This is a genomic window from Cupriavidus sp. MPR-AND1C (assembly GCF_058809705.1).
Genome location: NZ_JBXASU010000017.1, coordinates 50,937 through 72,615, shown reverse-complemented (window position 1 = coordinate 72,615; position 21,679 = coordinate 50,937). Strand labels below are relative to the sequence as shown.

Sequence of the window (21,679 nt, the reverse complement as noted above, 5' to 3'; positions counted from 1 at the left end):
GAGATCACTGCCAGTGACCCGCATAGCCAGCCGTAGCCGACAAAAAACCAAGCATTGAGGGCCGGGTCCCCTGGCCAGGAATATGAACGAGCTCGATCTCAAGCAATACATGGACCGCGTCGGCCAGCAGGCCCGCGCCGCCTCCCGCGCCATGGCGCGCGCCTCCACCGCGGACAAGAACCGCGCGCTGCTGACCATTGCCGCCGCCATCCGCCGCGACGCCGCGCACCTCAAGGCCGTGAACGCCGGCGACGTGGAGCGTGCCCGCGCCAACGGTCAGGATGCCGCTTTCATCGACCGCCTGACGCTCTCGGACAAGGCGATCGACACCATGGCCGCCGGCCTGGAACAGATCGCCGCGCTGGCGGACCCGATCGGCGAGATCAGCAACATGAAATTCCGTCCCACCGGCATCCAGGTGGGCCAGATGCGGGTACCGCTGGGCGTCATCGGCATCATCTACGAATCGCGCCCCAACGTGACCATCGACGCAGCCGCGCTGTGCCTGAAGTCGGGCAACGCCACCATCCTGCGCGGCGGCTCCGAGGCGATCGATTCCAATACCGCGCTGGCCGCCCTGGTGGCCGAGGGCCTGGCCGCCGCCGGCCTGCCGCCCGAAGCGGTGCAGGTGATCTCGACCACCGACCGCGCCGCGGTTGGCCGCCTCGTCACCATGACCGAATACGTCGACGTGATCGTGCCGCGCGGCGGCAAGAGCCTGATCGCGCGCCTGATGGCAGAAGCGCGGGTGCCCATGATCAAGCACCTGGATGGTATCTGCCACGTCTATATCGATGTGGACGCGGATCTGGACAAGGCCGTGCGCGTTGCCGACAACGCCAAGACCCAGCGCTACGCACCCTGCAACACGATGGAAACGCTGCTGGTCGCGCGCGCTGTCGCCGCCGCGGCGCTGCCGCCGCTGTGCCGCATCTACCAGGAAAAGGGCGTGGAGCTGCGCGTGTGCGCCGCTACCCGCGCCACGCTGGAAGCGGCCGGTTTCACCGGCCTGGTCGACGCCACCGAAGAAGACTGGCGGCTCGAGTACCTGGCGCCGGTGCTGGCGATCCGCACCGTGGCCGGGCTGGACGAGGCCATCGAGCACATCAATACCTACGGCTCGGCGCATACCGATTCCATCATCACCGAGAACTACACCACCGGCATGCGTTTCCTGCGCGAGGTGGACTCGGCCAGCGTGATGATCAATGCGTCGACGCGCTTTGCCGATGGCTTCGAGTACGGCCTGGGCGCCGAGATCGGCATCTCCAACGACAAGCTGCACGCACGCGGCCCGGTCGGCCTGGAAGGCCTGACCTCGCTGAAGTACGTGGTGTTCGGCCACGGCGAGATCCGCACCTGATTGAGGAGGCATATGCTCACAAAGCTTAGTGTTAAGGGCTTTAAGAGTCTTGATGACGTCACGGTACATTTTGGACCATTCACGTGCATTGCTGGCGCAAATGGTGCTGGAAAATCAAATCTGTTCGATGTCATCCTTTTTCTGAGCGATCTGACGCGGTTGTCAATCATGGATGCTGCCCGCAGAGTCCGAGATCGAGGCGAAAAGCCAAGTGGCGCAATTGCTTCAATTTTCACCCGGACGCGTAGTTCCATGCGGGACACTATTGAGATAGCTGCCGAGTTTATTGTGCCAAATAGTGTTGTTGATGATTTCGATCAGCAAGCAGAGCCGCGGGTGACCCTGTTGCGCTACGAATTGGTGCTTCAATATGTTCCTGCAGATGAGATTGAATCCGAGCGTATCCTGCTAAAAAAAGAAGCGTTGCGGTTCGTTCCTAAGAGCGAGTTTCGTCGTACGCTGTTTCCAGCGTCAGATGCATTCTGGGAGTCGATTAAAGGCGGTACAAAAACATCTCCATTTATTTCGACAGAGGGAGATAGCGTATTTGTTCACCAAGATGAAAGCGGTAGTCGAGGACGGCCGGAACGCTTTTCGGCATTGGGAGCTCGCCGAACGGTACTAAGCACTATCTCGTCTGTTGATCGTCCGACCGCATTTGCGGCAAGAAGAGAGATGGAGTCTTGGATTTTGCTGCAATTGGAACCCAGCGCGCTCAGGAAAGAGGATGAATTCTCAACGCCAAGTGATGTAGGGGTGTCGCCGACTGGCGCGCATATGCCTGCGACGCTTAAGCGACTTGGAACTGATGGACTGATTGCAGCTCGGCTGTCAGAGCTTCTGCCTGACGTTTCCGAGCTATCTGTCGATGTTGATGAAAGGCGGCAGACGAAAACACTGGTAATGACAAATAAGGATGGGATTAGTTTTCCCGCGAAGGCTCTATCTGATGGGACCTTGAGATTTCTTGCGCTTGCGATCATGCATGCCGATCGCGATGCTGGAGGTGTTATCTGTCTAGAAGAGCCAGAGAATGGAATTCATCCATCTCGCGTGGGTGCTATGACGAAATTGCTTCGCGATATGGCCGTGGATCCGCTTGAAGAGGCCTGCGATGACAATCCGTTGCGTCAAGTCATTATTAATACTCACTCGCCTCTCGTCGTTCAAAGCCTACGCACGGCTGACTTAGTTGTTTGCGGTAGCTATCGACAAGACGGCGCCACGTATACGGACTTCAGTTTTGTCGCTGAAACGTGGCGTGCAGCGTTGATGCCGGAACACCATCCCACGTCCCTGGGCACACTTGTAGCTTATCTGAACAAGCCGGAAGATACTGAGTCGGCCCAAAATGAAACAGTTCGTGAGCGTCTGGAAACTCAACTGACACTACCTCTGCCGGAGATCGCCCATTGACTCAGGTACGGTATACGCTTTTGGCCGATGGATCTTCAGATGGCGCGCTCATGACCCCGCTACAGTGGCTTATCGAGAGCCACTTCCCTGCGCTGAGGACAGTGCCTCAATTTGCGCAGCATGATTTGCCTGCAGGTCATGGACTAAGGGCTCGTGTTGAGGAAGTCCTGCGCGCCTACCCTTGCGAGGTGCTATTCATCCATCGCGATGCGGAGCGCGATCCCTATCGAGATCGCCTCGAAGAGATAGATCAAGCAATGAATGGGAATGATCAAGATTGGATTCCCATTGTGCCCGTGCGCATGACCGAGGCGTGGCTGTTGGGGAGTGAACAAGCCATCCGAACTGCTGCGGGAAATCCGAACGGGCGTGATCCGTTGAGGCTTCCGGAGGCGGGTGAGTGGGAGCGGCTTCCAGACCCAAAGGAAACGCTATTTGAGGCGATACGTGCTGCTAGCGGTCTTCGTGGACGGAGACTCGCGGGTCTCCCCGTTAGGCGCATACGCGCGCGGGTAGCGGAGAAGACAGAGGACTTTCACCATCTGAGAGCTCTGGGATCCTTTCAGGAATTGGAGCGTCGCCTCCTTACTATTTTCGCTCGTTTTAGGTAATAGATGCTCTGGGTTAAAGCGCTGCACATCGTTTTCGTTGTCTCCTGGTTCGCTGGCCTGTTCTACCTGCCGCGCATCTTCGTCAACCTCGCCATGGAGCGTGAGCCGGCCAGCGTGCAGCGCCTGCTGCTGATGGCGCGCAAGCTCTACCGCTTCATGTCCATGCTGGCGGTGCCGGCGCTGGTGTTCGGGCTGTGGCTGTATATCGGCTACGGGATCGGGCGCGGTCCGGGGCAGGGGTGGATGCATGCCAAGCTGGCGCTGGTGCTGGTGTTGATCGGCTATCACCATGGCTGCGGCGTGCTGCTCAAGAAGTTCGAGGGTGGGCGCAATACGCGGTCGCACACCTTCTATCGCTGGTTCAACGAGTTGCCGGTGCTGGTGCTGCTGGCGGTGGTGATCCTGGTGGTGGTCAAGCCGTTCTGACGCGCGTTGGCCTGCAGCCGCGCGCATCGCCTGCGCGGGCCGCTGGGTCTGGGTTTTCTCTCGTATCGTATTTCGTTCGTTTCACGCAGCATTGCCGCATTCACCGCGCGGTTGTCTCGCCCCACTCCGTCCAGAGGACATGATGAGCAAGCAGGTCGACTACTATCTCACCCCGCAATCGCCTTTCGTCTACCTTGGCCACGAACGCTTCACCGCGATTGCGGCCAAGCATGGCGTGCAAGTCAATCTCAAGCCCTGCGACCTGGGCCGCGTGTTCTCTGTTTCGGGTGGCTTGCCGCTGGCGCAGCGTCCGCCGCAGCGCCAGGCCTACCGCCTGGTCGAACTGGCCCGCTGGAGCGAGTTTCTCGGCCTGCCGCTGAACCCGCAGCCGACCTTTTTTCCGGTCTCCGGCGACGCCGCCAGCAAGCTGGTCATCGCTGTCCAACTGGCCCATGGCACCGCCCGCGCGATGGAGCTGATCGGCGCCATTGGCCGCGCCCTGTGGGCCGAGCAACGCAATATCGCCGACGCCGCCACGCTGGCGCAGCTGGCCGACAGCATCGGCCTGGAAGGCGCGGCGCTGCTCAAGGCGAGTGACGCGCAGGCTGTCCAGGCCGCCTATACGCAGCATACCCAGGACGCGGTTTCCGTCGGCGCGTTCGGCGCGCCGTGGTACGTCTATGACGGCCAGCCTTTCTGGGGCCAGGACCGCCTGGACTTCCTCGATCGCGCCCTCGCGGCGGGCTGAAGCCCCGGAGCGCGGTACACTGCGCGCTATCCGACCCCGTCCGCTACGGCGGACGTTTTTGTTTGCAGGAATTCCCAAGCCATGTCCCAAGCCTTTTTTGCCTCCTGCCCGCGCGGCCTCGAGAGCGCACTTGCCGAAGAGTTGCACGAGATCGCAGCCCGGCCCGGCCTGGCCAGGCTCGCCCCCATCCAGGTCCATCGCGAAATGCCCGGTGGCGTCACTTTCTCGGGCGAGATGGCCGCGGCCTATGCAGTCAACCTGCACTCGCGCATTGCCAGCCGGGTGCTGATGCGGGTTGCCAACCGCGGCTACCGGCGCGAAGACGACATCTATGACCTGGTCCGCGCCCAGCGCTGGGATCATTGGTTCACGCCGGATGAGACGCTGCGGGTGGACGTCACGTCGCATCGCTCGCCGCTGCAGAGCCTGAATTTCATTGCCCTGCGTATCAAGGACGGGGTTTGCGACGCCATGCGCGAGCGCTCGGGCGAGCGGCCCAGCGTCGATACCGTGAATCCGGATGTGCGGATTTATGCTCACCTGACCGAGCACGATTGCACGCTCTACCTCGACACCTCGGGCGATCCGCTGTTCAAGCGGGGCTGGCGCCTGGAGAAGGGAGAGGCGCCGCTAAAGGAAAACCTGGCCGCCGGCATCCTGCGCCTGGCCGGATGGGTGCCAGGCCAGACCGAACGCCCGTTCTACGATCCGATGTGCGGCAGCGGCACCTTCCTGGTGGAAGCTGCCCAGGTGGCCCTTGGCTTGGCTCCTGGCGCGAATCGCAGCTTTGGCTTCGAGCGCCTGAAAGGCGCCGACAACAAGACGTGGAATGCGCTGAAGGCGGCTGCGCGCGATGATGAGGAGGCCGCGCGCAAGCGCGTCGCGTCCGAGCCCCTGGAACTCGCTGGCAGCGATATTTCCACCGACATGCTGTCGATGTCGCAAGCCAACTGGGAACGCGCGGGCTTGCCCGGCGAAGTGCGGTTGAAGCAGGTGGATGCGCGCTTTGCGCAGCCGCCGTTCGCGGCCCCCGGCCTGATGTTGATGAACCCGCCGTATGGTGAGCGGATTGCCGTGCGGGGAGAACGCCGGCGGCCGATGGACGAAGCACCGGTCGACGAGATCGATGACGAGGCCGCCAATCAGTTCGCCAGCGCCTTTGCCACCACGCTCAAGCAGCATTTCGCGGGCTGGCAGGCATGGGTGTTCACTGGCGACCTGACGCTGCCGCGCCGCCTGCGGCTCAAGGAGTCGCGCCGCACGCCGCTGTACAACGGCAATATCGAGTGCCGGCTGTTTCGTTTCGACATGGTGCGAGGCGGCAACCGCAACGCCCCCGCGCAGCCTTCGGCCTGATGCGGCGCGCGCAGGTGAGGCTTGCTCTCCTGCGCGGTGTGGCTTAGCGCGCTGCGCGCCCGGTGACCCTCTCGGGGTGACGGGCAAAATCGTCCAGGAAACCCTGGAAGCTGACCACCGGCTCCTGCAGTAGATGGCGCGGCAGGTCGAACAGCGCGTAGAAATAATCCTCGCGCCCTTCGCAGCGCTCGGCCGGCAGGCAATATTGCTCCCAGTCGATGCAGGCCGGCGTGTACATGCCGTTGCCTGGCCAGAAGAAAGGCACGATGCGGCCCTCGCGCAGTCCCTCGATCAGGGCCGCCGGCGCATCGTAAGCTTCCGCAGATTCCACCTGGTTGATCAGGCCGGCGCGTGTCTCGATCACCATCAGCGTGGCCTGGCCCTGCGCCGTCAGCATCAGGATGCCGGCCGGGTTGGGGTAGAGGTAGTACTCGACAAAGCCGTAACGCGCGGTGACCTGGCGCACCCGCTCGCAGATCGCCGGGTCCGACAGGAAGGAAAACGAGTGGCGCGTCAGCAGATCGCGCAGCGTGCGCGACAGGGTGGCGAAATACTGCTGCTGGAGTGCGTCGATCTCCTGGTCCAGCCGCTCGACCATATTGCTGTCGTGCTTCTTCACGTAGCGGTCGATCAGCCCGTGGTTGAAGCCCTGCACGGCAATGCCTTCGTCGGCGGTGCCGGTCAGCAGGATGGTTTTGCACGGCAGGTCCTGCAGGGCCTGGCAGAACTCCAGTCCGTTCATCTGCGGCATCGAATAATCGACCACGATCACGCCCGGCTGCACAAAGCGGTTGTAGTCGTGGATTTGCCGGTAGATGCGGTCGATATCGAGCTGCACGGTGCGCCGCTCGGTCAGGAAGGTCAGGTCGTCGTGCGTGACCCGCACGGGCAGGAAGCCGGTCGAGCGTGTGGTGTAGGTCTCGCGGATCCATTGCAGGGCTTCGCGGGGGTCGGTGAAGGTCACCACCGGGCGCGACGGATCCATCTGGAACGCCAGGCTGTCGATGAACGATTTACTGTCGTCGACGAGCACCGTGAGGATCGGGTGATGGAAGACCGACAGATTCCTGTCCTGGGGGTTGAATGTCATGTTGCGTTCGGCTCCGGTGTCGGCAGACACTTCGGGCGGGTGGTTTGGCGCGGCTGGAGATCCGGTGCGGCAAGGCCAGCGGACGGATCGGTTCGGAGCGGCCCACCGCGCTGGACTACACCTGGCCCTTTCTGGATGACCGGCGCGTGCCATGGCCGGTGACCGGAAACCAGTATAGCGCGCTCGCGCTCGCGCGCAACCGGACCTCGGCGAGATGGAAAAAAGCGCGACAGTGTCGCGCTCTTCGTGGCGGCGGATACGGGCCGATGCCCGTATCCGGTGCTTCCGGCGTGCTTACTCGACCGCCTTGCCCATGTCTTCCACCACCTTCTTGGCGTCGCCGAACACCATCATGGTCTTGTCCATGTAGAACAGCTCGTTGTCCAGGCCCGCGTAGCCAGCGGCCATCGAGCGCTTGTTCACGATGATGGTCTTGGCCTTGTAGGCTTCCAGGATCGGCATGCCGGCAATCGGCGAGTTGGGATCGGTCTTGGCGGCCGGGTTGACCACGTCGTTCGCGCCCAGCACCAGCACCACATCCGCCTGGCCGAACTCGCTGTTGATGTCCTCCATCTCGAAGACCTGGTCGTAGGGCACCTCGGCCTCGGCCAGCAGCACGTTCATGTGGCCAGGCATGCGGCCCGCCACCGGGTGGATGGCGTACTTCACCGTCACGCCCCGCTCGACCAGCTTCTCGGTGAGTTCTTTCAGCGCGTGCTGCGCGCGCGCCACCGCCAGGCCGTAGCCCGGCACGATGATCACGGTCTCGGCATTGCCCATCAGGAAGGCCGCGTCGTCGGCCGAGCCGGACTTCACGTTGCGCTGCGCCTGGCCGCCGGCAGCGGCCGCCGCGGGCGCGCCGCCGAAGCCGCCCAGCAGCACGTTGAAGAACGACCGGTTCATTGCCTTGCACATGATGTACGAGAGGATGGCACCGCTCGATCCCACCAGCGAGCCGGCAATGATCAGCATCGGGTTGTTCAGCGAGAAGCCGATGCCCGCCGCGGCCCAGCCCGAGTACGAATTGAGCATCGACACCACCACCGGCATGTCGGCGCCGCCGATCGGGATGATGATCAGCACGCCCAGCACGAAGGCGATCGCCAGCATCAGCAGGAACGGCAGCCAGTCCTGCGACAGGCAGAAGATGATGCCGAAGCCGATCATGGCCACCGCCAGCAGCAGGTTCAGCAGATGCTGCCCGGCGAAGGACACCGGCGCGCCCTGGAACAGGCGGAACTTGTACTTGCCCGACAGCTTGCCGAAGGCGATCACCGAACCGGAGAAGGTGATGGCACCGACGAAGCAGCCGATGAACAGCTCGATGCGATTGCCAAACGGGATATCGTGCGAGCCCGGCGGCGTGATGCTGAACGCCGACGGCTCGGCCACCACGGCCACCGCGATGCAGACCGCGGCCATACCGATCAGCGAGTGCATGGCGGCCACCAGCTCGGGCATCTTGGTCATCTCGACCTTTCTTGCCACGTAGGCGCCGATGCCGCCGCCAACCACCAGCGCACCGAAGATCAGCGCCATGCCTTCGGCGACCGAGGACTGGCCCGCGCCGATGGCCAGGAACTCGCTCTTGAGCTTGGCGATCAGCACCAGCGTGGTCACCGCGGCGATGGCCATGCCGATCATGCCGAAGGCATTGCCGCGCCGCGCGGAGCTGGGATGCGAGAGGCCCTTGAGCGCCTGGATGAAACACACCGAGGCGAGCAGGTAGAGCAGGGTGACGAGGTTCATGCTCACTTGGCGCCCTCCTCATGACCCTTGCCAGACTTGGCCTTGGGTTCCTTCTTCTTGAACATCTCCAGCATGCGCTGCGTCACCAGGAAGCCACCGAACACGTTGACCGCGGCGAGCGCGACCGCCAGCGTGCCCATGGTGCGGCCCACGGGGCCCTCGGTCAGGCCGGCAGCCAGCATGGCGCCGACGATGATGATGGCCGAGATCGCATTGGTCACGGCCATCAGCGGGGTGTGCAGGGCGGGCGTCACCGTCCAGACCACGTGGTAGCCCACGTAGATCGCCAGCACGAAGATGATCAGGTTGATCACCGTGTGGTTCACCATTTCCATCGACTTCTCCTCCGTTGCTTGAATGCCTTCGCTGCGCGGTTGTCCCGTGTTCTTTTGCCTGGCCAGGCGCCTGTGAGCGCCTGCTGCATCGATGCCCCGCCTGGTGCCGCGTCGTCGTCTGTCACGTAGGTACCCTCACCCCGGGGGTGAGGGTACGGCTAAATCCGAAAATCGCATGCCGGATGCGGGCATCGCACCGACGTTGGCTCCCGGCGCGATGTCCTCATCCGCTTGCACCTTCTTGATTTCCTTGATGGCGTTGTTGTCGTCCAACAGGATGATCTTCGGCTTGTAGGTGGCGATCTCCTCATCGCTCATCGGCGCGTAGGAGCAGATGATGAGATGGTCGCCCAGGTGCGCGCGCCGGGCGGCCGCACCGTTCTAAAAAAACCGGGCCGCGGCGGGCCCGCTGCCGCTTCAGGAAGCGCCGCGGACCACCTGGCCGTCCTTGCACATCAGGCAGGCGGCGACGATATCGTCCTCCAGGTTCAGCGTGAACTGGCCTTCCTTGTCGATGACGAGCTTGAGGAAGTCGAGCACGTTGCGCGCATATAGCGCCGACGCGTCGGCCGCCACCATGCTGGCCAGGTTGGTGTGCCCGATCAGCGTGACCCCGTGGCGTTCCACCACTTCGTCAGCGACCGTCAGCGGGCAGTTGCCGCCCTGCGCCGCGGCCAGGTCGACCACCACCGAGCCCGGCTTCATCGCCTGCACCGTTTCTTCCTTGAGCAGCACCGGCGCCTGGCGGCCCGGGATCAGCGCGGTAGTGATGACGATGTCGGCGGCCTTGGCGCGCTCGTGCACCAGTTCGGCCTGGCGTCGCATCCAGTCGGGTGGCATGGGGCGGGCATAGCCGCCCACGCCCTGTGCGATCTCGCGCTCTTCGTCGGTGACGAAGGGCACATCGAGGAATTTGGCGCCCAGCGATTCGATCTGTTCCTTGACGGCGGGACGCACGTCGGAGGCTTCGATGACCGCGCCCAGCCGCTTGGCGGTGGCGATGGCCTGCAGGCCCGCCACGCCGGCGCCGAGGATCAGCACGCGGGCCGCCTTGACGGTGCCGGCGGCGGTCATCAGCATGGGCATGAAACGCTGGTAATGATGCGCGGCGACCAGTACGGCCTTGTAGCCGGCGATATTGGCCTGGGAAGAGAGCACATCCATGCTCTGCGCGCGCGTGGTGCGCGGCGCGGCTTCCAGCGCGAAGGCGGTCAGCGTGGCGCTCGCCATGCGCGCGTTGTTCTCTGCGTCGAAGGGATTGAGCATGCCGACCAGCACGGCGCCCGGCTTCATCAGCGCGAGCTCGGCATCGACGGGGGCGCGGACCTTGAGCACCAACTGCGTGCCGAAGGCTTGCGCCGCGGTGCCAATGGTGGCACCGACGGCCTCATACGCCGAGTCCGGCACGCTGGCGCGTACGCCGGCTCCCGACTGGACGATGACCTGATGGCCCTGGGTCACGTACTTCTTGACCGTCTCCGGGGTGGCGGCGACACGAGTCTCACCTGCCCGCGTCTCCTGCGGGATGCCGATGTGCATCGTCAATTTCTCCTTTTTGCTGGCGTCTTTGAGGCGCTGTCAAAATGATTCTGGCGTTGGCGCGCGAGCTGGTCGTACGACTGCTACGACATGGCAACGCGCCTGACCAGAACCGCTTCGGCTCATTCTGACAATGCCACTGATCTGCTAGGCGGGCGGACGTCTTTGGCCCTTTTGTGTCTGCCCTTTGTGTCTGCCATGCGCCCGGCCAGGCCGAACGCAGCGCACAATTTTTTCGCAGCTTACAGGAATCTGAAGATATGTGGTGACCGGCTGGTCGGCTTTTGCGCAACCGCATCACCGCCTCTCGGACCCTGTTGGTTCATCCCGGGGCATGCCGGGACGTTCCTCCCTTTACGATTTTTACGCCATCCCTTGGCGGGCCGGTATTTTCTTGACACCGATTTTAGGCGCGTGCCCGTACTGTTCCGGTCGCGCCGCGGCCACTCTCATCCTGACGCTTGCCGTGGCTTCGGCCATCGCCTCATGCGTGGCTGTCCACCGATCGAAGTTCTTCCAATTGCCAAGTTATCCATGACTGCTCTTCGCTTCAACGTTTCGCACGCCTGTCTCGCCACCCTGTCTTGCGCCACGCTTCTCGCCACGCCGGCCGCCTTCGCGCAGGGCACACCCGATGCAGCCGCCGCCGCCGCATCAGCCGACGCGTCGCCGCACACTTTCACGGCCAACGTCACGCTGGCCAGCGAATATCGCTACCGGGGCTTGATGCAGTCCAACCGCCGCCCGGCGATCCAGGGCGGGTTCGACTACACGCATTCGAGCGGCCTTTACGTGGGTAACTGGAACTCCAGCATCAGCTGGCTTGGCGACAGCAACGCCAAGGTGTCGGCGCCGATCGAGATGGACTTCTACGGCGGCTTCAAGAACACCATCATGCTGGGCGGGCTCGAATGGAACTACGACGTGGGCGTGCTGGAGTACTACTATCCCGGCGACTATCCGGCCGGCTACACACGCCCGTACACGACGGAGCTGTACGGCGGCATCGGCTACGGCCCGGTGTTCCTGAAATACTCGCACGCGGTGACCAACCTGTTCGGCTTCAACGACAGCAAGAACAGCTACTACGTAGACCTGTCGGCCAATGTGCCGCTGAACGTCTGGGACCTGACACTCAATGCGCACGTCGGCTACCAGAAGGTGAGGAATGTCACGGACGCCTCGTACACGGACTGGAAGCTGGGGTTGACCAAGGACCTGGGCAAGGGTTTTGCGCTGGCGATCGCTTATATCGACACCAATGCCAACAAGTCGGTCTACACCAATGTGCCCGGCCGCTATATCGGCAAGGCAGCCGCCTTCGCGTCGCTCACCAAGACGTTCTGAGCATGCCGCGCCATCTTGATGACATTTTGATGGCGGCGGCGGCGATTACTGCATCAACTTGAGGCGGCCATGCATAGCATGGTTGCATCTCCAACAGACGACCCGCCCAGCGCGGGTCCCGCTCAAATGCGACAGTCGAGCCTTGCCGTGGCCTTTGCTTGCGTGCCACGCCGTCGTCTTACCCGCACCGGATCCCGCACCGCGCGCCTTGACGCATCCGGCATCCAAGCCGCGCAGGCCGTCGCGCCCGCGCTTGGCGTGGACACCGCGCGCAGCTGGATCCGCCTGCGCCTGGCGGTGGCGTCGAGCCAGGTCTTCGCGCTGCGCCAGTCGCTGCATCGCGCGATCGGGCAACTGGCGCGCATCTACGTGGTCGAGGTGGACCACCGCCATGGCGAGACCACGCTGCATGTGGACGTCGAGCGCGGCGGCCGCGACGCTGCCATGCACGCCATCATGATGGCCCTGCCGGCCGCCGAGTTCGGCGCCACCACGGTGCTAGGACAAGACCATGCCGCGCACTGAGATGATGGCGGGCTTGCGCGAAGACAGCCGCGCGACGTTGTGGCTGCCGCTGGTGACACCGATGCAGGGCGGCGAGCCGGACCTGGCCTGCGCGCAGCGGCTGGCCGCGCACTATGTGGCCAGCGGCGTGGATGGGCTGGTCATCCTGGGCACGACCGGGGAGGGCGGCTTGCTCACGCGGGATGAGCGGCTGATGTTTACCGCCGCGGTGCTGGAGGCGGTGGACGGTGCGCTGCCAGTGCTGGCTGGCGTTGGCGGCGTGGATACCCGCGTGGTTTGCGAGCAGGTGCGCCAGCTCGACCGCTTCGACCTGGCGGGCTACCTGGTGCCGCCGCCGTACTACCTGCGGCCCGGCGATGAGGGCATTGCCTGGCACGTCGAGCGCGTGGCGGATGCCACCTGGCGCCCGCTGATGCTCTACAACGTGCCCAAGCGCACCGGCTGCAATATGTCACCGGCATTGGTGCAGCGGCTGGCCGCGCATCCGCGCGTCGTCGCGGTCAAGGAATGTGACGCGGCGGGGCTTCGCGCCCTGGCCGGCAACGATCGGCTCGCGGTCTTCTGCGGCGAGGATGCGGCCATGCTGGACCACCTGCTAGCGGGTGGCGGCGGCGTGGTGCCGGCTTGCGCGCACATCCGCCCGGATCTGTTCGTGCGGCTGTTGCAACTGGTGGCGCAGGGCCGTGTTGCCGCAGCGCGTGCGCTGTTCGCGAGCCTGGCGCCGTTGATCTCGCTGCTGTTCTCCGAGCCCAATCCCGCACCGGTCAAGTCCGCGCTGGCATTGTGCGGGCTGGCAAGTTCCGAGGTCAGGCGGCCACTGGTGCCGGCCAGCCGCGCGCTGCGCGAACGGCTGGACCAGATGATCGCTTCGCTGCCGGCGGTGGAGGACGTGGAGCGCACTTTGCTGCCGGCCTAGCGTTGGCGCGGGCGTGGCGCCGGATGCGCCGGATGCGCCGGATGCGCCGGATGCGCGAAAGGGCGGCAACCGGTAGAATGCCGGATTGCCTAAAATTTGTGCATCATGTCACACGACTGGAAGGCCAGCGTCACGGTTGCCGCGGTAATTGAACGCGGCGGCCGCTTCCTGCTGGTGGAAGAAGAAACGCCCGACGGCCTGCGGCTGAACCAGCCTGCCGGCCATCTCGACCCGGGCGAGAGCCTGATTCACGCCGTCATCCGCGAAACGCTGGAAGAAACCGCGCACACGTTCGAGCCGCGCGCGCTGCTGGGCTGCTACATGGCCCGCCCGCACTCGGCCGGCACGGCCGCGCGCCCGGGCGGCGACATTACCTATGTGCGCTTCGCCTTTACCGGCGAGCTGGGCGCGCTCGATGCCGGGCGCCAGCTCGACGTGGGCATCGTGCGCACCGTGTGGATGAGCGCCGACGAAATCCGTGCCTGCCCCGAGCGCCATCGCACGCCGCTGCTGCTGGCCTGCATCGAGGACTATCTGGCGGGCAAGCGCTTCGCGCTCGACGCGCTCTACACCCATCCTTCCGTGGTGGGCGGCGGAGTGCTGTCATGAGCCAGGGCAAGCGCGTGGTGGTGGGCATGTCGGGTGGCGTGGATTCGTCGGTGACAGCGTGGCTGCTCAAGCAGCAAGGCTACGAGGTGATCGGCCTGTTCATGAAGAACTGGGAAGACGACGACGACAGCGAGTACTGCTCGACCCGGCAGGACTGGCTGGATGTGGTCTCGGTGGCCGACCTCATCGGCGTCGACGTGGAAGCGGTGAATTTCGCTGCCGAGTACAAGGACCGTGTCTTTGCAGACTTCCTGCGCGAATACTCGGCCGGCCGCACGCCCAACCCCGACGTGCTGTGCAATGCCGAGATCAAGTTCAAGGCCTTCCTGGACCACGCCATGTCGCTGGGCGCGGACACCATCGCCACCGGCCACTACGCGCGCGTGCGCGAAGCGGGGGCGGATGTGGGTGCCGGCACTGGCCGCTTCGAGCTGCTCAAGGCCTTTGACCACACCAAGGACCAGAGCTACTTTCTGCACCGGCTGAACCAGGCGCAGCTGTCGCGCACGCTGTTTCCGCTGGGCGAGATGCCCAAGACGCGCGTGCGCGAGATCGCTGCCGAGATCGGCCTGCCCAATGCCAGGAAAAAGGATTCCACCGGCATCTGCTTTATCGGCGAGCGGCCGTTCCGCGATTTTCTCAACCGCTACCTGCCGACCAAGCCGGGACCGATGAGGACGCCGGACGGCAAGGAAGTCGGCCAGCACATCGGTCTGGCGTTCTACACGCTGGGGCAACGCAAGGGCATCGGCCTGGGCGGCAGCCGCGCGGGCAATGGCGACGCCTGGTACGTGGCGCGCAAGGACATGGCCAGCAACACGCTGTATGTGGTGCAGGGCCATGAGCATCCGTGGCTGCTGACACCCACGCTCGACGCTGCCGACCTGTCGTGGGTGGCGGGCACCGGCCCGGCGGCAGGCGCCACGCTGTCGGCCAAGACGCGGTATCGGCAGAGCGATGCGCCCTGCACGGTGACGGGGGCGGGAGACGATGCCCTGCAACTGACGTTCACGCAGGCGCAGTGGGCGGTTACGCCTGGCCAGTCCGCGGTGCTGTACGACGGCGACGTCTGCCTGGGTGGCGGCATTATCCGGTGAGGCGCGCGGAGTGCGATGAGATGAAAAAAACCGGCTCGATGGCCGGTTTTTTTTCATCTTCGCGCGGCAGCAGGCGCACGCAAGGCTCAGGCGCGCGGCGGTTCCGTGTCGATGAACGACTGGCGCTTGGAAAGCTTGTCCTGGTACACGGCGAGGCGCGGGTGGCGCTCACGCCAGGCGATGTCCGGGAAGCGGAAGTCGAGGTACGACAACGCGCAGCCCACGGCCACGTCGGCCAGCGAGTAATGGTTGCCCGAGCACCAGGGCCGGTCGGCCAGGCCGTCGGCGATGGCGGCCACCGCCGCGTCGATCTTGCCGAGCTGGCGCTGGACCCAGCGCTCGCTGCGCTGCTCGGGCTCGCGCTGCGTGTGTTCCAGGCGCGCCAGCAGGGCGGCATCGAGCAGGCCGTCGGCCAGTGCTTCCCAGCAGCGTACCTCGACGCGTTCGCGGGCGCCTTGCGGGATCATGCGGCTGACGGGCGTCAGGGTGTCGACGTATTCGACGATCACGCGCGAGTCGAAAATCGCGCCGCCGTCTTCCATGACCAGGCACGGTATCTTGCCCAGCGGATTGAACTGGGAGATGGTGGTGTCCGGCGACCACACGTCAACCTCGACCATCTGGTAATCGATCTTCTTTTCCGCCATCACGACGCGCACCTTGCGCGCGTAAGGGCTGGTTTGCGATGCATACAGCTTCATGGACTCCCCTCGAGCTTGTTATGAAGTGCATCGGCCGCGCCTTGCGCGGCCGGCATGCCCGATGCACTTCATAACAGGCTAGCGGATCGGCGAGCGCGAGTATACCCGTGCCCCGTCCGGGATGCGCCGGGCGAGCGCGGCGCCTGCCCGCCGTGTCGTCATGCCGAGACGCGCGAGCTGCGCGGCCCCGCGAACGCGTCCACAGAAGGCGGGCCACGATGGTAAAATGCCCGCTTTCCGTCGTGCCGTCAGTCGGTTTTTGCGCCGAATTGTTCTCTTTTTTGGGCGAATTGGACCTGTTTTTGTGTCTTTTCCCCTCTTTAGACCGGTTCCGCCTTGTCACCGGCCACTTCGGCCCGCGAGGGCCTCGCCCGGCCATTTTGCCTGCGCAATCTGCCCGCCAGGCGACGCTTGCGTAACCACTTCCCTCTATCCCTCCGGTCTCCCAGCATGTCTTCTTCCTCGCTCTCCCCGCTCACCGCCCTGTCTCCCATCGACGGCCGCTACGCCTCCAAGGCCGATGCGCTGCGCGAGTGGCTCTCGGAAGCGGCCTTCATGCGCAACCGCGTCAAGGTGGAAGTGCACTGGCTGATCGCGCTGTCGCAAGCCGGCCTGCCCGACATGCCGAAGTTCTCGCCGGCCTCGGAAGCGGCCCTGCTGGCGCTGGTGGACAACTTCACCGAAGCCCACGCATCGCGCATCAAGGAGATCGAGGCGGTCACCAACCATGACGTGAAGGCCGTGGAGTACTGGCTCAAGGAGCAGGTCAAGGGCAACGCCGAGCTGGAAGCCGCGAGCGAGTTCATCCATTTCGCCTGCACCTCGGAAGACATCAACAACACCTCGCACGGCATGATGCTCAAGGGCGCCCGCGAAGGCGTGATCCTGCCCACGCTGCAACGCGTGCACGCGCGCCTGGTGGAGCTGGCGCATGCCAATGCCCGCCAGCCGATGCTCTCGCGCACCCACGGCCAGCCGGCCAGCCCGACCACGCTGGGCAAGGAAATGGCCAACGTGGCGGCACGCCTGGCGCGCGCCATCGAGCGCATCCAGCGCGTGGAACTGCTGGGCAAGATGAACGGCGCGGTCGGCAACTACAACGCTCACCTGTCGGCGTACCCCAGCTTCGACTGGGAAGCCTTCTCCAGGCAGGTGATCGAAACGCGCCTGGGCCTGACCTTCAACCCCTACACCATCCAGATCGAGCCGCACGATTACATGGCCGAGCTGTTCGACGCCATCGCCCGTGCCAATACCATCCTGCTCGACCTGAACCGCGACATCTGGGGCTATATCTCGCTGGGCTACTTCAAGCAGCGCACCAAGGCTGGCGAAATCGGCTCGTCGACCATGCCGCACAAGGTCAACCCGATCGATTTCGAGAACTCGGAAGGCAACCTGGGCCTGGCCAACGCGGTGCTGCGCCACCTGTCGGAAAAGCTGCCGCTGTCGCGCTGGCAGCGCGACCTGACCGATTCCACCGTGCTGCGCAACATGGGCGTGGCCTTCGGCTACAGCCTGCTGGCCTATGAGGCCTGCCTGCGCGGCCTGGGCAAGCTGGAAACCAACCCCGAGCGCCTGGACGAAGACCTCGACAACTGCTGGGAAGTGCTGGCCGAGCCGGTGCAGACCGTCATGCGCCGTTTTGGCGTGCCCAATCCCTACGAGCAGCTCAAGGAGCTGACGCGCGGCAAGGGCATCTCGCGCGAGGCGCTGCAGACCTTCATCAGCGGCCTGGCGATTCCCGACGACGCCAAGAAGCTGCTGCTGGAAATGACCCCGGCCACCTATATCGGCCGCGCCGTCAGCCTCGCCGAACGCGTGTGATTCTCCCGGCCCGCGGGCCGGCGCGTTGCAAAAAGAGCCATCCCCGGGGGTGGCTTTTTTGTTGATGGGCGGCCAGCGCCGGCACGGCTTGCCAGCTGCGGCGAAATGTCACTTCAAATGGTTTGAATGATTCCATGAATTTCAGACCGTTCCGCAACCTGCCTGCCGCACAATAATGCGAGAATTCAAGGAGCAGCAGTAATTGCCGTTCAGTAAAAGATTGTGAAACGCCCACAAGGGCAGGGGTCCTTATCCATGCATTCCCAAGCCAAAGCCGGCGCCCACGCCGGCGCTGCCGTAGCGCCGCAGCCGACGTCCGCCTATGGGGCCACGGCGATCGGCCTGCACTGGATCATCGCGCTGCTGATCTTCGCCGCCTTCGGGCTGGGCCTGTACATGACCAGCATTCCGGGCTTGTCGATGCTCAAGCTCAAGCTGTTTTCCTGGCACAAGTGGATCGGCGTGACCGTCTTTGCCATCGCCGTGCTGCGCGTGCTGTGGCGCGCCACCCACCGCGCGCCGGCACCGGCCGCGGGCACTCCGGCCTGGCAGGCCAAGGCCGCGCACGCGGCTCACCTGCTGCTCTACGCGCTGATCGTGGTGGTGCCCATCACGGGCTACCTGTATAGCTCGGCATCAGGGGTTCCAGTGGTCTACCTCGGCATCTGGCAACTGCCCGCGCTGATCGAGAAGAACGATGAGCTCAAGGAAATCCTCAAGCTGGTCCACATCTGGCTGAACTACCTGATGGCCGTGATCGTCGTAGTGCATGCGGCCGCTGCCATCAAGCATCAGTTCATCGAGCGCGACGGCACGCTGGCGCGCATGCTGCCGTTCCTCAAGTAAGCCGGCATATCGGCAAACCGACAAATGACCGAGGGCCGCAAGGCCCTCTTAGCGACAGGAGTTTTTAATGAAACGCATTCCCCGCCCGAGCGCGCTCCTGATGGCAGCCACGCTGGCCACTGCCGGCATCGCAGCCAACTACGCCTGGGCCCAGGTCGACGCAGCCAAGAGCTCGGTCACCGCGACGGCTCGCCAGATCGGCGTGCCGATGGAGGGCAAGTTCAAGAAGTTCGACGCCACGGTCGCGTTCGATCCCGCCAAGCTGGCAACATCCTCGGCCAAGGTCGAGATCGACGTGTCCAGCTTCGAGATCGGCGACGCCGAGACCACCAAGGAGGTCAAGGGACGCGACTGGTTCGACGCGGCCAAGTACCCCAAGGCGGTGTTCCAGTCGACCAGCATCAAGGCCGGCGCCGCCGGCAAGTATGAGGTGGCGGGCAAGCTCACCATCAAGGGCAAGACCCAGGACGTTGTGATTCCGGCAAGCTATCGCCAGGATGCCGGTGGGCAGGTGTTCGAGGGCGTGCTGCCGATCAAGCGCACCGTGTACAACATCGGCGACGGCGAATGGAAGGACACTTCCGTAGTGGCCGACGATGTCCAGATCAAATTCCGTATCGTGACCTTGGCTAAGAAGTAAGCGCGCGGCGCCCATCTTCCCTGCCATTCCTTTGCTGTTCATCCCCAACTTTTTGCCGGGAGCTCTCATGAAATTGCGCACCATCCTCGCCGCTGTCGCGGCCCTGTCCGCCGTCGGCGTCGCATCCGCCAACACGGTGACCTACAACCTCGACCCCACCCACACGTACCCGAGCTTCGAAACCGACCACCTGGGTGGCCTGTCGACGTGGCGCGGCAAGTTCGAAAAGTCGAGCGGCGTGGTGACGCTGGACCGCGTCGCGAAGACCGGCTCGGTGGATATCAAGATCGATCCCGCCTCGGTCGACTTCGGCAACAGCAAGCTGAACCAGCACGTGAAGGGCCCTGAGATGTTCAACGTCGAAGCCTTCCCCGACGCCACGTACAAGGGCAAGTTCTCCAAGTTCAACGGCGATGTGCCGACCGAAGTCGATGGCGTGCTGACCCTGCACGGCGTGTCCAAGCCGGTCAAGCTGGAGATCCGCGAGTTCAAGTGCATCCAGCATCCGATGCTCAAGCGCGAAGCCTGTGGTGCTGACGCGGTGGGCACCTTCAGTCGTGCCGATTTCGGTATCGACTATGGCGTGAAGATGGGCTTCAAGCCCGAGGTCAAGCTGGCGATCCAGGTCGAAGGCGTAAAGGCGGAATAAAGGCCGACTGATCGTCGACTAAAGGCCGGCCAGGACGGACGGCACAGGCTTCGCGATGCCCTGGGCTTGTCCCCGTGGCGTCGCGCATGCAAGCAGCAAGGCAAAAGGCCGGGAGCATTCCCGGCCTTTTGCTTTATTTCCGGTGCTGTCCAGTCGTTCCCGGCTCGGCGGGCGGGCTTGCGCAGGTTATGTTGTCTGCACTTGGCGCCCACAGTACAATGATCCGCTAAGATTCAGTTACAGTCCTACTCAGTACAGTCTTACTCAGTCTCACTCAGTTTCAGTCTCAGTCACAGTTACCAGGGTGTAGCCGCGCGCGTGCCATCATCAGGACGCCCATGCCCGCAACCGATTACCGACATGTATCCCAGCAGTACCCCCTGATACTGGCCTAGCGTAGCGATCCATCGCCCTACGAGCTGTACCCGGCCAGTCGATGATGCATTGTTGAACTGGGCGGCCGGCAGCGTTTTTCGGATTTCTCTGGCGCAATACCGTGTACTCCCAAACGCAAATCGATCCGGTGGTTAGTTTCCGCAACTCGCAGGGCGAGCAGGTGCGGGGCACAATTATCAATCTCCAGAGAAAAGCTCTGGTGATGGAAATCTACAATCCATACTCGATCGTCCAGGTCAGCGAGGTGCTGAGCGAGCTGAGTGTGCGCATGGGCAGCAAGAACGCCTACCTGGGCAAGGCGGTGGTGATGAGCCTGGTGAACACCGGCCTCACCGCGGTGGTATCGCTGACGCTGATCGATGAATGGCGCGAGCTGAGCGACCTGCCCAATGAGCCCAAATCGGTCGGGCGTGAGGCCGAGCTGTTCATCAACGACTGGGATGCGCGCTTCAATATCCGGCGCGATTACCAGATCGTGGTCAACGAAATGCGCGCGTTTCTCTCGGAAGTCTCGCGCTGGGTCGAGCAGGTCGACCTGACCGAGAACCTGCCCAAGACCGACGGACGGCTGCGCGAAGACGTGTTCTACGAGCTCGCCACGCCAATCATGCTCAAGGTCAAGACCTACCTTGACCGGCTCGAAGGCGAGGCCGAGCAGGTGGAGGCGGAGATCGCGCCGGTGCACCGCACATACGCGCAATCGGCCCTGCATCCGCTGCTGCTGCGCGCCCCCTTTGTCTACCGCACCTTCACCAAGCCGCTGGGCTATGCGGGCGACTATGAGATGGTCAACCAGATCCTGAACGATCCGCAGCAGGGCCCGACCACCTACTTCCAGATCGTCAATACGGCCTTCCTCAAGGCGGCGGTGGCGACCGCTCACCGCAACCGGATCGACCTGCTGGTCGATTTCCTGTCGCGCCAGGCCGATGCCGCTCGCGCGGCCGGCAGGCCGTTTCGCATCCTCAATGTCGGCTGCGGCCCCGCCTTCGAGATCCAGCGCTTCGTGCGCGAGTATCCGCAGCCCGAGTTACTGTCGTTCCAGTTGGTCGACTTCAGCGAGGAGACCCTGGCTTACACCAAGTCCTCCATCGAGAGCTCGGCCGCGTCGGCGGGGCACAAGGTGTCGGTGGAGATGGTGCATCAATCGGTGCATGAACTGCTCAAGCGCAAGATCGCGCCGGACGATGCCGGGCTGCGCGAGTTCGATGCCGTGTACTGCGCCGGGTTGTTCGACTACCTGTCCGATAAGGTGTGTTCCCGCCTGCTGAGCTATTTTGCCGCGCGTACGCGCCCGGGCGGCCAGTTGCTGGTAACCAACGTCCATTCGGCCAATCCGGAGAAATTCGGCATGGAACACCTGCTGGAGTGGTACCTGATCTATCGCGACGAGGCCAGGATGAGTATGCTGCTGCCCGAACGATCCCGCGATCACAAGCTCTATGTCGACCAGACCGGGGTGAATGTGTTCGCGGAAGCGATCATCCTCTGAA

The 21,679-nt window shown here is 63.8% G+C and carries 20 protein-coding genes and 1 pseudogene; 15 read left to right on the top strand and 6 right to left on the bottom strand.

The window, feature by feature from the left end; genetic code table 11:
- The first annotated feature begins 82 nt into the window (after nt 1-82).
- The 5 genes from AC1RWI_RS12435 to AC1RWI_RS12415 all read left to right on the top strand — a co-directional run bounded on the left by AC1RWI_RS12435 (nt 83) and on the right by AC1RWI_RS12415 (nt 5,920).
- A complete protein-coding gene (locus AC1RWI_RS12435; protein ID WP_043349549.1) occupies nt 83-1,363 on the top strand; it encodes a glutamate-5-semialdehyde dehydrogenase in 1,281 nt (426 codons plus the stop codon).
- 12 nt (nt 1,364-1,375) lie between these two features.
- Nucleotides 1,376-2,779, top strand: coding sequence for an AAA family ATPase (locus AC1RWI_RS12430; RefSeq protein ID WP_492866682.1), 1,404 nt, complete (start codon nt 1,376-1,378; stop codon nt 2,777-2,779).
- A 614-nt stretch (nt 2,780-3,393) separates the two neighbouring features.
- Entirely contained in the window at nt 3,394-3,816 is a 423-nt protein-coding gene (locus AC1RWI_RS12425) for a CopD family protein (RefSeq protein ID WP_043349546.1), read from the top strand.
- A gap of 142 nt (nt 3,817-3,958) precedes the next feature.
- Nucleotides 3,959-4,564 carry a 2-hydroxychromene-2-carboxylate isomerase gene (locus AC1RWI_RS12420; protein ID WP_043349543.1) on the top strand — a complete coding sequence of 202 codons (606 nt, stop codon included), beginning with the start codon at nt 3,959-3,961 and terminating at the stop codon, nt 4,562-4,564.
- 81 nt (nt 4,565-4,645) lie between these two features.
- Complete coding sequence (locus tag AC1RWI_RS12415) at nt 4,646-5,920, top strand: THUMP domain-containing class I SAM-dependent RNA methyltransferase (protein ID WP_043349540.1); 1,275 nt, start codon at nt 4,646-4,648, stop codon at nt 5,918-5,920.
- A 43-nt stretch (nt 5,921-5,963) separates the two neighbouring features.
- Here AC1RWI_RS12415 and AC1RWI_RS12410 read toward each other — a convergent pair whose 3' ends face one another.
- From AC1RWI_RS12410 to AC1RWI_RS12390, 5 genes and pseudogenes are all read right to left on the bottom strand, one after another.
- Nucleotides 5,964-7,010, bottom strand: coding sequence for a response regulator (locus AC1RWI_RS12410; protein ID WP_043349537.1), 1,047 nt, complete (start codon nt 7,008-7,010; stop codon nt 5,964-5,966).
- A 294-nt stretch (nt 7,011-7,304) separates the two neighbouring features.
- Nucleotides 7,305-8,759, bottom strand: coding sequence for an NAD(P)(+) transhydrogenase (Re/Si-specific) subunit beta (locus AC1RWI_RS12405; RefSeq protein WP_052494685.1), 1,455 nt, complete (start codon nt 8,757-8,759; stop codon nt 7,305-7,307).
- Nucleotides 8,760-8,761: 2 nt separating this feature from the next.
- Entirely contained in the window at nt 8,762-9,094 is a 333-nt protein-coding gene (locus AC1RWI_RS12400; protein ID WP_043349532.1) for an NAD(P) transhydrogenase subunit alpha part 2, read from the bottom strand.
- A gap of 237 nt (nt 9,095-9,331) precedes the next feature.
- A pseudogene (locus AC1RWI_RS12395) lies at nt 9,332-9,475 on the bottom strand (aspartate 1-decarboxylase); the annotation flags it as partial.
- A gap of 36 nt (nt 9,476-9,511) precedes the next feature.
- Nucleotides 9,512-10,633 (bottom strand): Re/Si-specific NAD(P)(+) transhydrogenase subunit alpha, encoded by a 1,122-nt coding sequence (locus AC1RWI_RS12390; RefSeq protein ID WP_043349527.1) that lies wholly within the window; start codon nt 10,631-10,633, stop codon nt 9,512-9,514.
- 534 nt (nt 10,634-11,167) lie between these two features.
- Here AC1RWI_RS12390 and AC1RWI_RS12385 point away from each other — a divergent pair.
- The 5 genes from AC1RWI_RS12385 to mnmA all read left to right on the top strand — a co-directional run bounded on the left by AC1RWI_RS12385 (nt 11,168) and on the right by mnmA (nt 15,127).
- Nucleotides 11,168-11,980: a TorF family putative porin gene (locus AC1RWI_RS12385; RefSeq protein WP_043349524.1), complete on the top strand. Its 813-nt coding sequence runs from the start codon at nt 11,168-11,170 to the stop codon at nt 11,978-11,980.
- A 126-nt stretch (nt 11,981-12,106) separates the two neighbouring features.
- Nucleotides 12,107-12,505, top strand: a complete 399-nt coding sequence (locus tag AC1RWI_RS12380) for a hypothetical protein (RefSeq protein ID WP_492866678.1) — start codon at nt 12,107-12,109, stop codon at nt 12,503-12,505.
- On the top strand, nt 12,492-13,421 hold the full coding sequence (gene dapA / locus AC1RWI_RS12375; RefSeq protein ID WP_492866676.1) for a 4-hydroxy-tetrahydrodipicolinate synthase: 930 nt from the start codon (nt 12,492-12,494) through the stop codon (nt 13,419-13,421). The genes AC1RWI_RS12380 and dapA overlap by 14 nt, the downstream gene beginning before the upstream one ends.
- 105 nt (nt 13,422-13,526) lie before the next feature.
- Nucleotides 13,527-14,030: an NUDIX hydrolase gene (locus AC1RWI_RS12370; protein WP_173430690.1), complete on the top strand. Its 504-nt coding sequence runs from the start codon at nt 13,527-13,529 to the stop codon at nt 14,028-14,030.
- The gene (gene mnmA, locus AC1RWI_RS12365; RefSeq protein WP_043349515.1) at nt 14,027-15,127 is read left to right on the top strand and encodes a tRNA 2-thiouridine(34) synthase MnmA; all 1,101 of its coding nucleotides are present in this window, start codon (nt 14,027-14,029) and stop codon (nt 15,125-15,127) included. Before AC1RWI_RS12370 ends, mnmA begins: the two co-directional genes overlap by 4 nt.
- An 86-nt stretch (nt 15,128-15,213) precedes the next feature.
- On the opposite strand, the gene AC1RWI_RS12360 is transcribed toward mnmA, so the two are convergent.
- Complete coding sequence (locus AC1RWI_RS12360; protein ID WP_492866673.1) at nt 15,214-15,828, bottom strand: glutathione S-transferase family protein; 615 nt, start codon at nt 15,826-15,828, stop codon at nt 15,214-15,216.
- A gap of 450 nt (nt 15,829-16,278) precedes the next feature.
- Between AC1RWI_RS12360 and purB the strand changes: the two genes are divergently transcribed.
- The 5 genes from purB (at nt 16,279) to AC1RWI_RS12335 (ending at nt 21,678) form a co-directional block, all read left to right on the top strand.
- Entirely contained in the window at nt 16,279-17,655 is a 1,377-nt protein-coding gene (gene purB, locus AC1RWI_RS12355) for an adenylosuccinate lyase (RefSeq protein ID WP_492866671.1), read from the top strand.
- 255 nt (nt 17,656-17,910) lie between these two features.
- Entirely contained in the window at nt 17,911-18,501 is a 591-nt protein-coding gene (locus AC1RWI_RS12350; RefSeq protein WP_492866669.1) for a cytochrome b, read from the top strand.
- Between the two features lie 67 nt (nt 18,502-18,568).
- On the top strand, nt 18,569-19,141 hold the full coding sequence (locus AC1RWI_RS12345) for a YceI family protein (RefSeq protein ID WP_043349502.1): 573 nt from the start codon (nt 18,569-18,571) through the stop codon (nt 19,139-19,141).
- Between the two features lie 67 nt (nt 19,142-19,208).
- Nucleotides 19,209-19,790 (top strand): YceI family protein, encoded by a 582-nt coding sequence (locus tag AC1RWI_RS12340; RefSeq protein ID WP_043349501.1) that lies wholly within the window; start codon nt 19,209-19,211, stop codon nt 19,788-19,790.
- A 496-nt stretch (nt 19,791-20,286) separates the two neighbouring features.
- Nucleotides 20,287-21,678, top strand: a complete 1,392-nt coding sequence (locus AC1RWI_RS12335) for a class I SAM-dependent methyltransferase (RefSeq protein WP_043349499.1) — start codon at nt 20,287-20,289, stop codon at nt 21,676-21,678.
- The last annotated feature ends 1 nt before the right edge of the window (nt 21,679 follow it).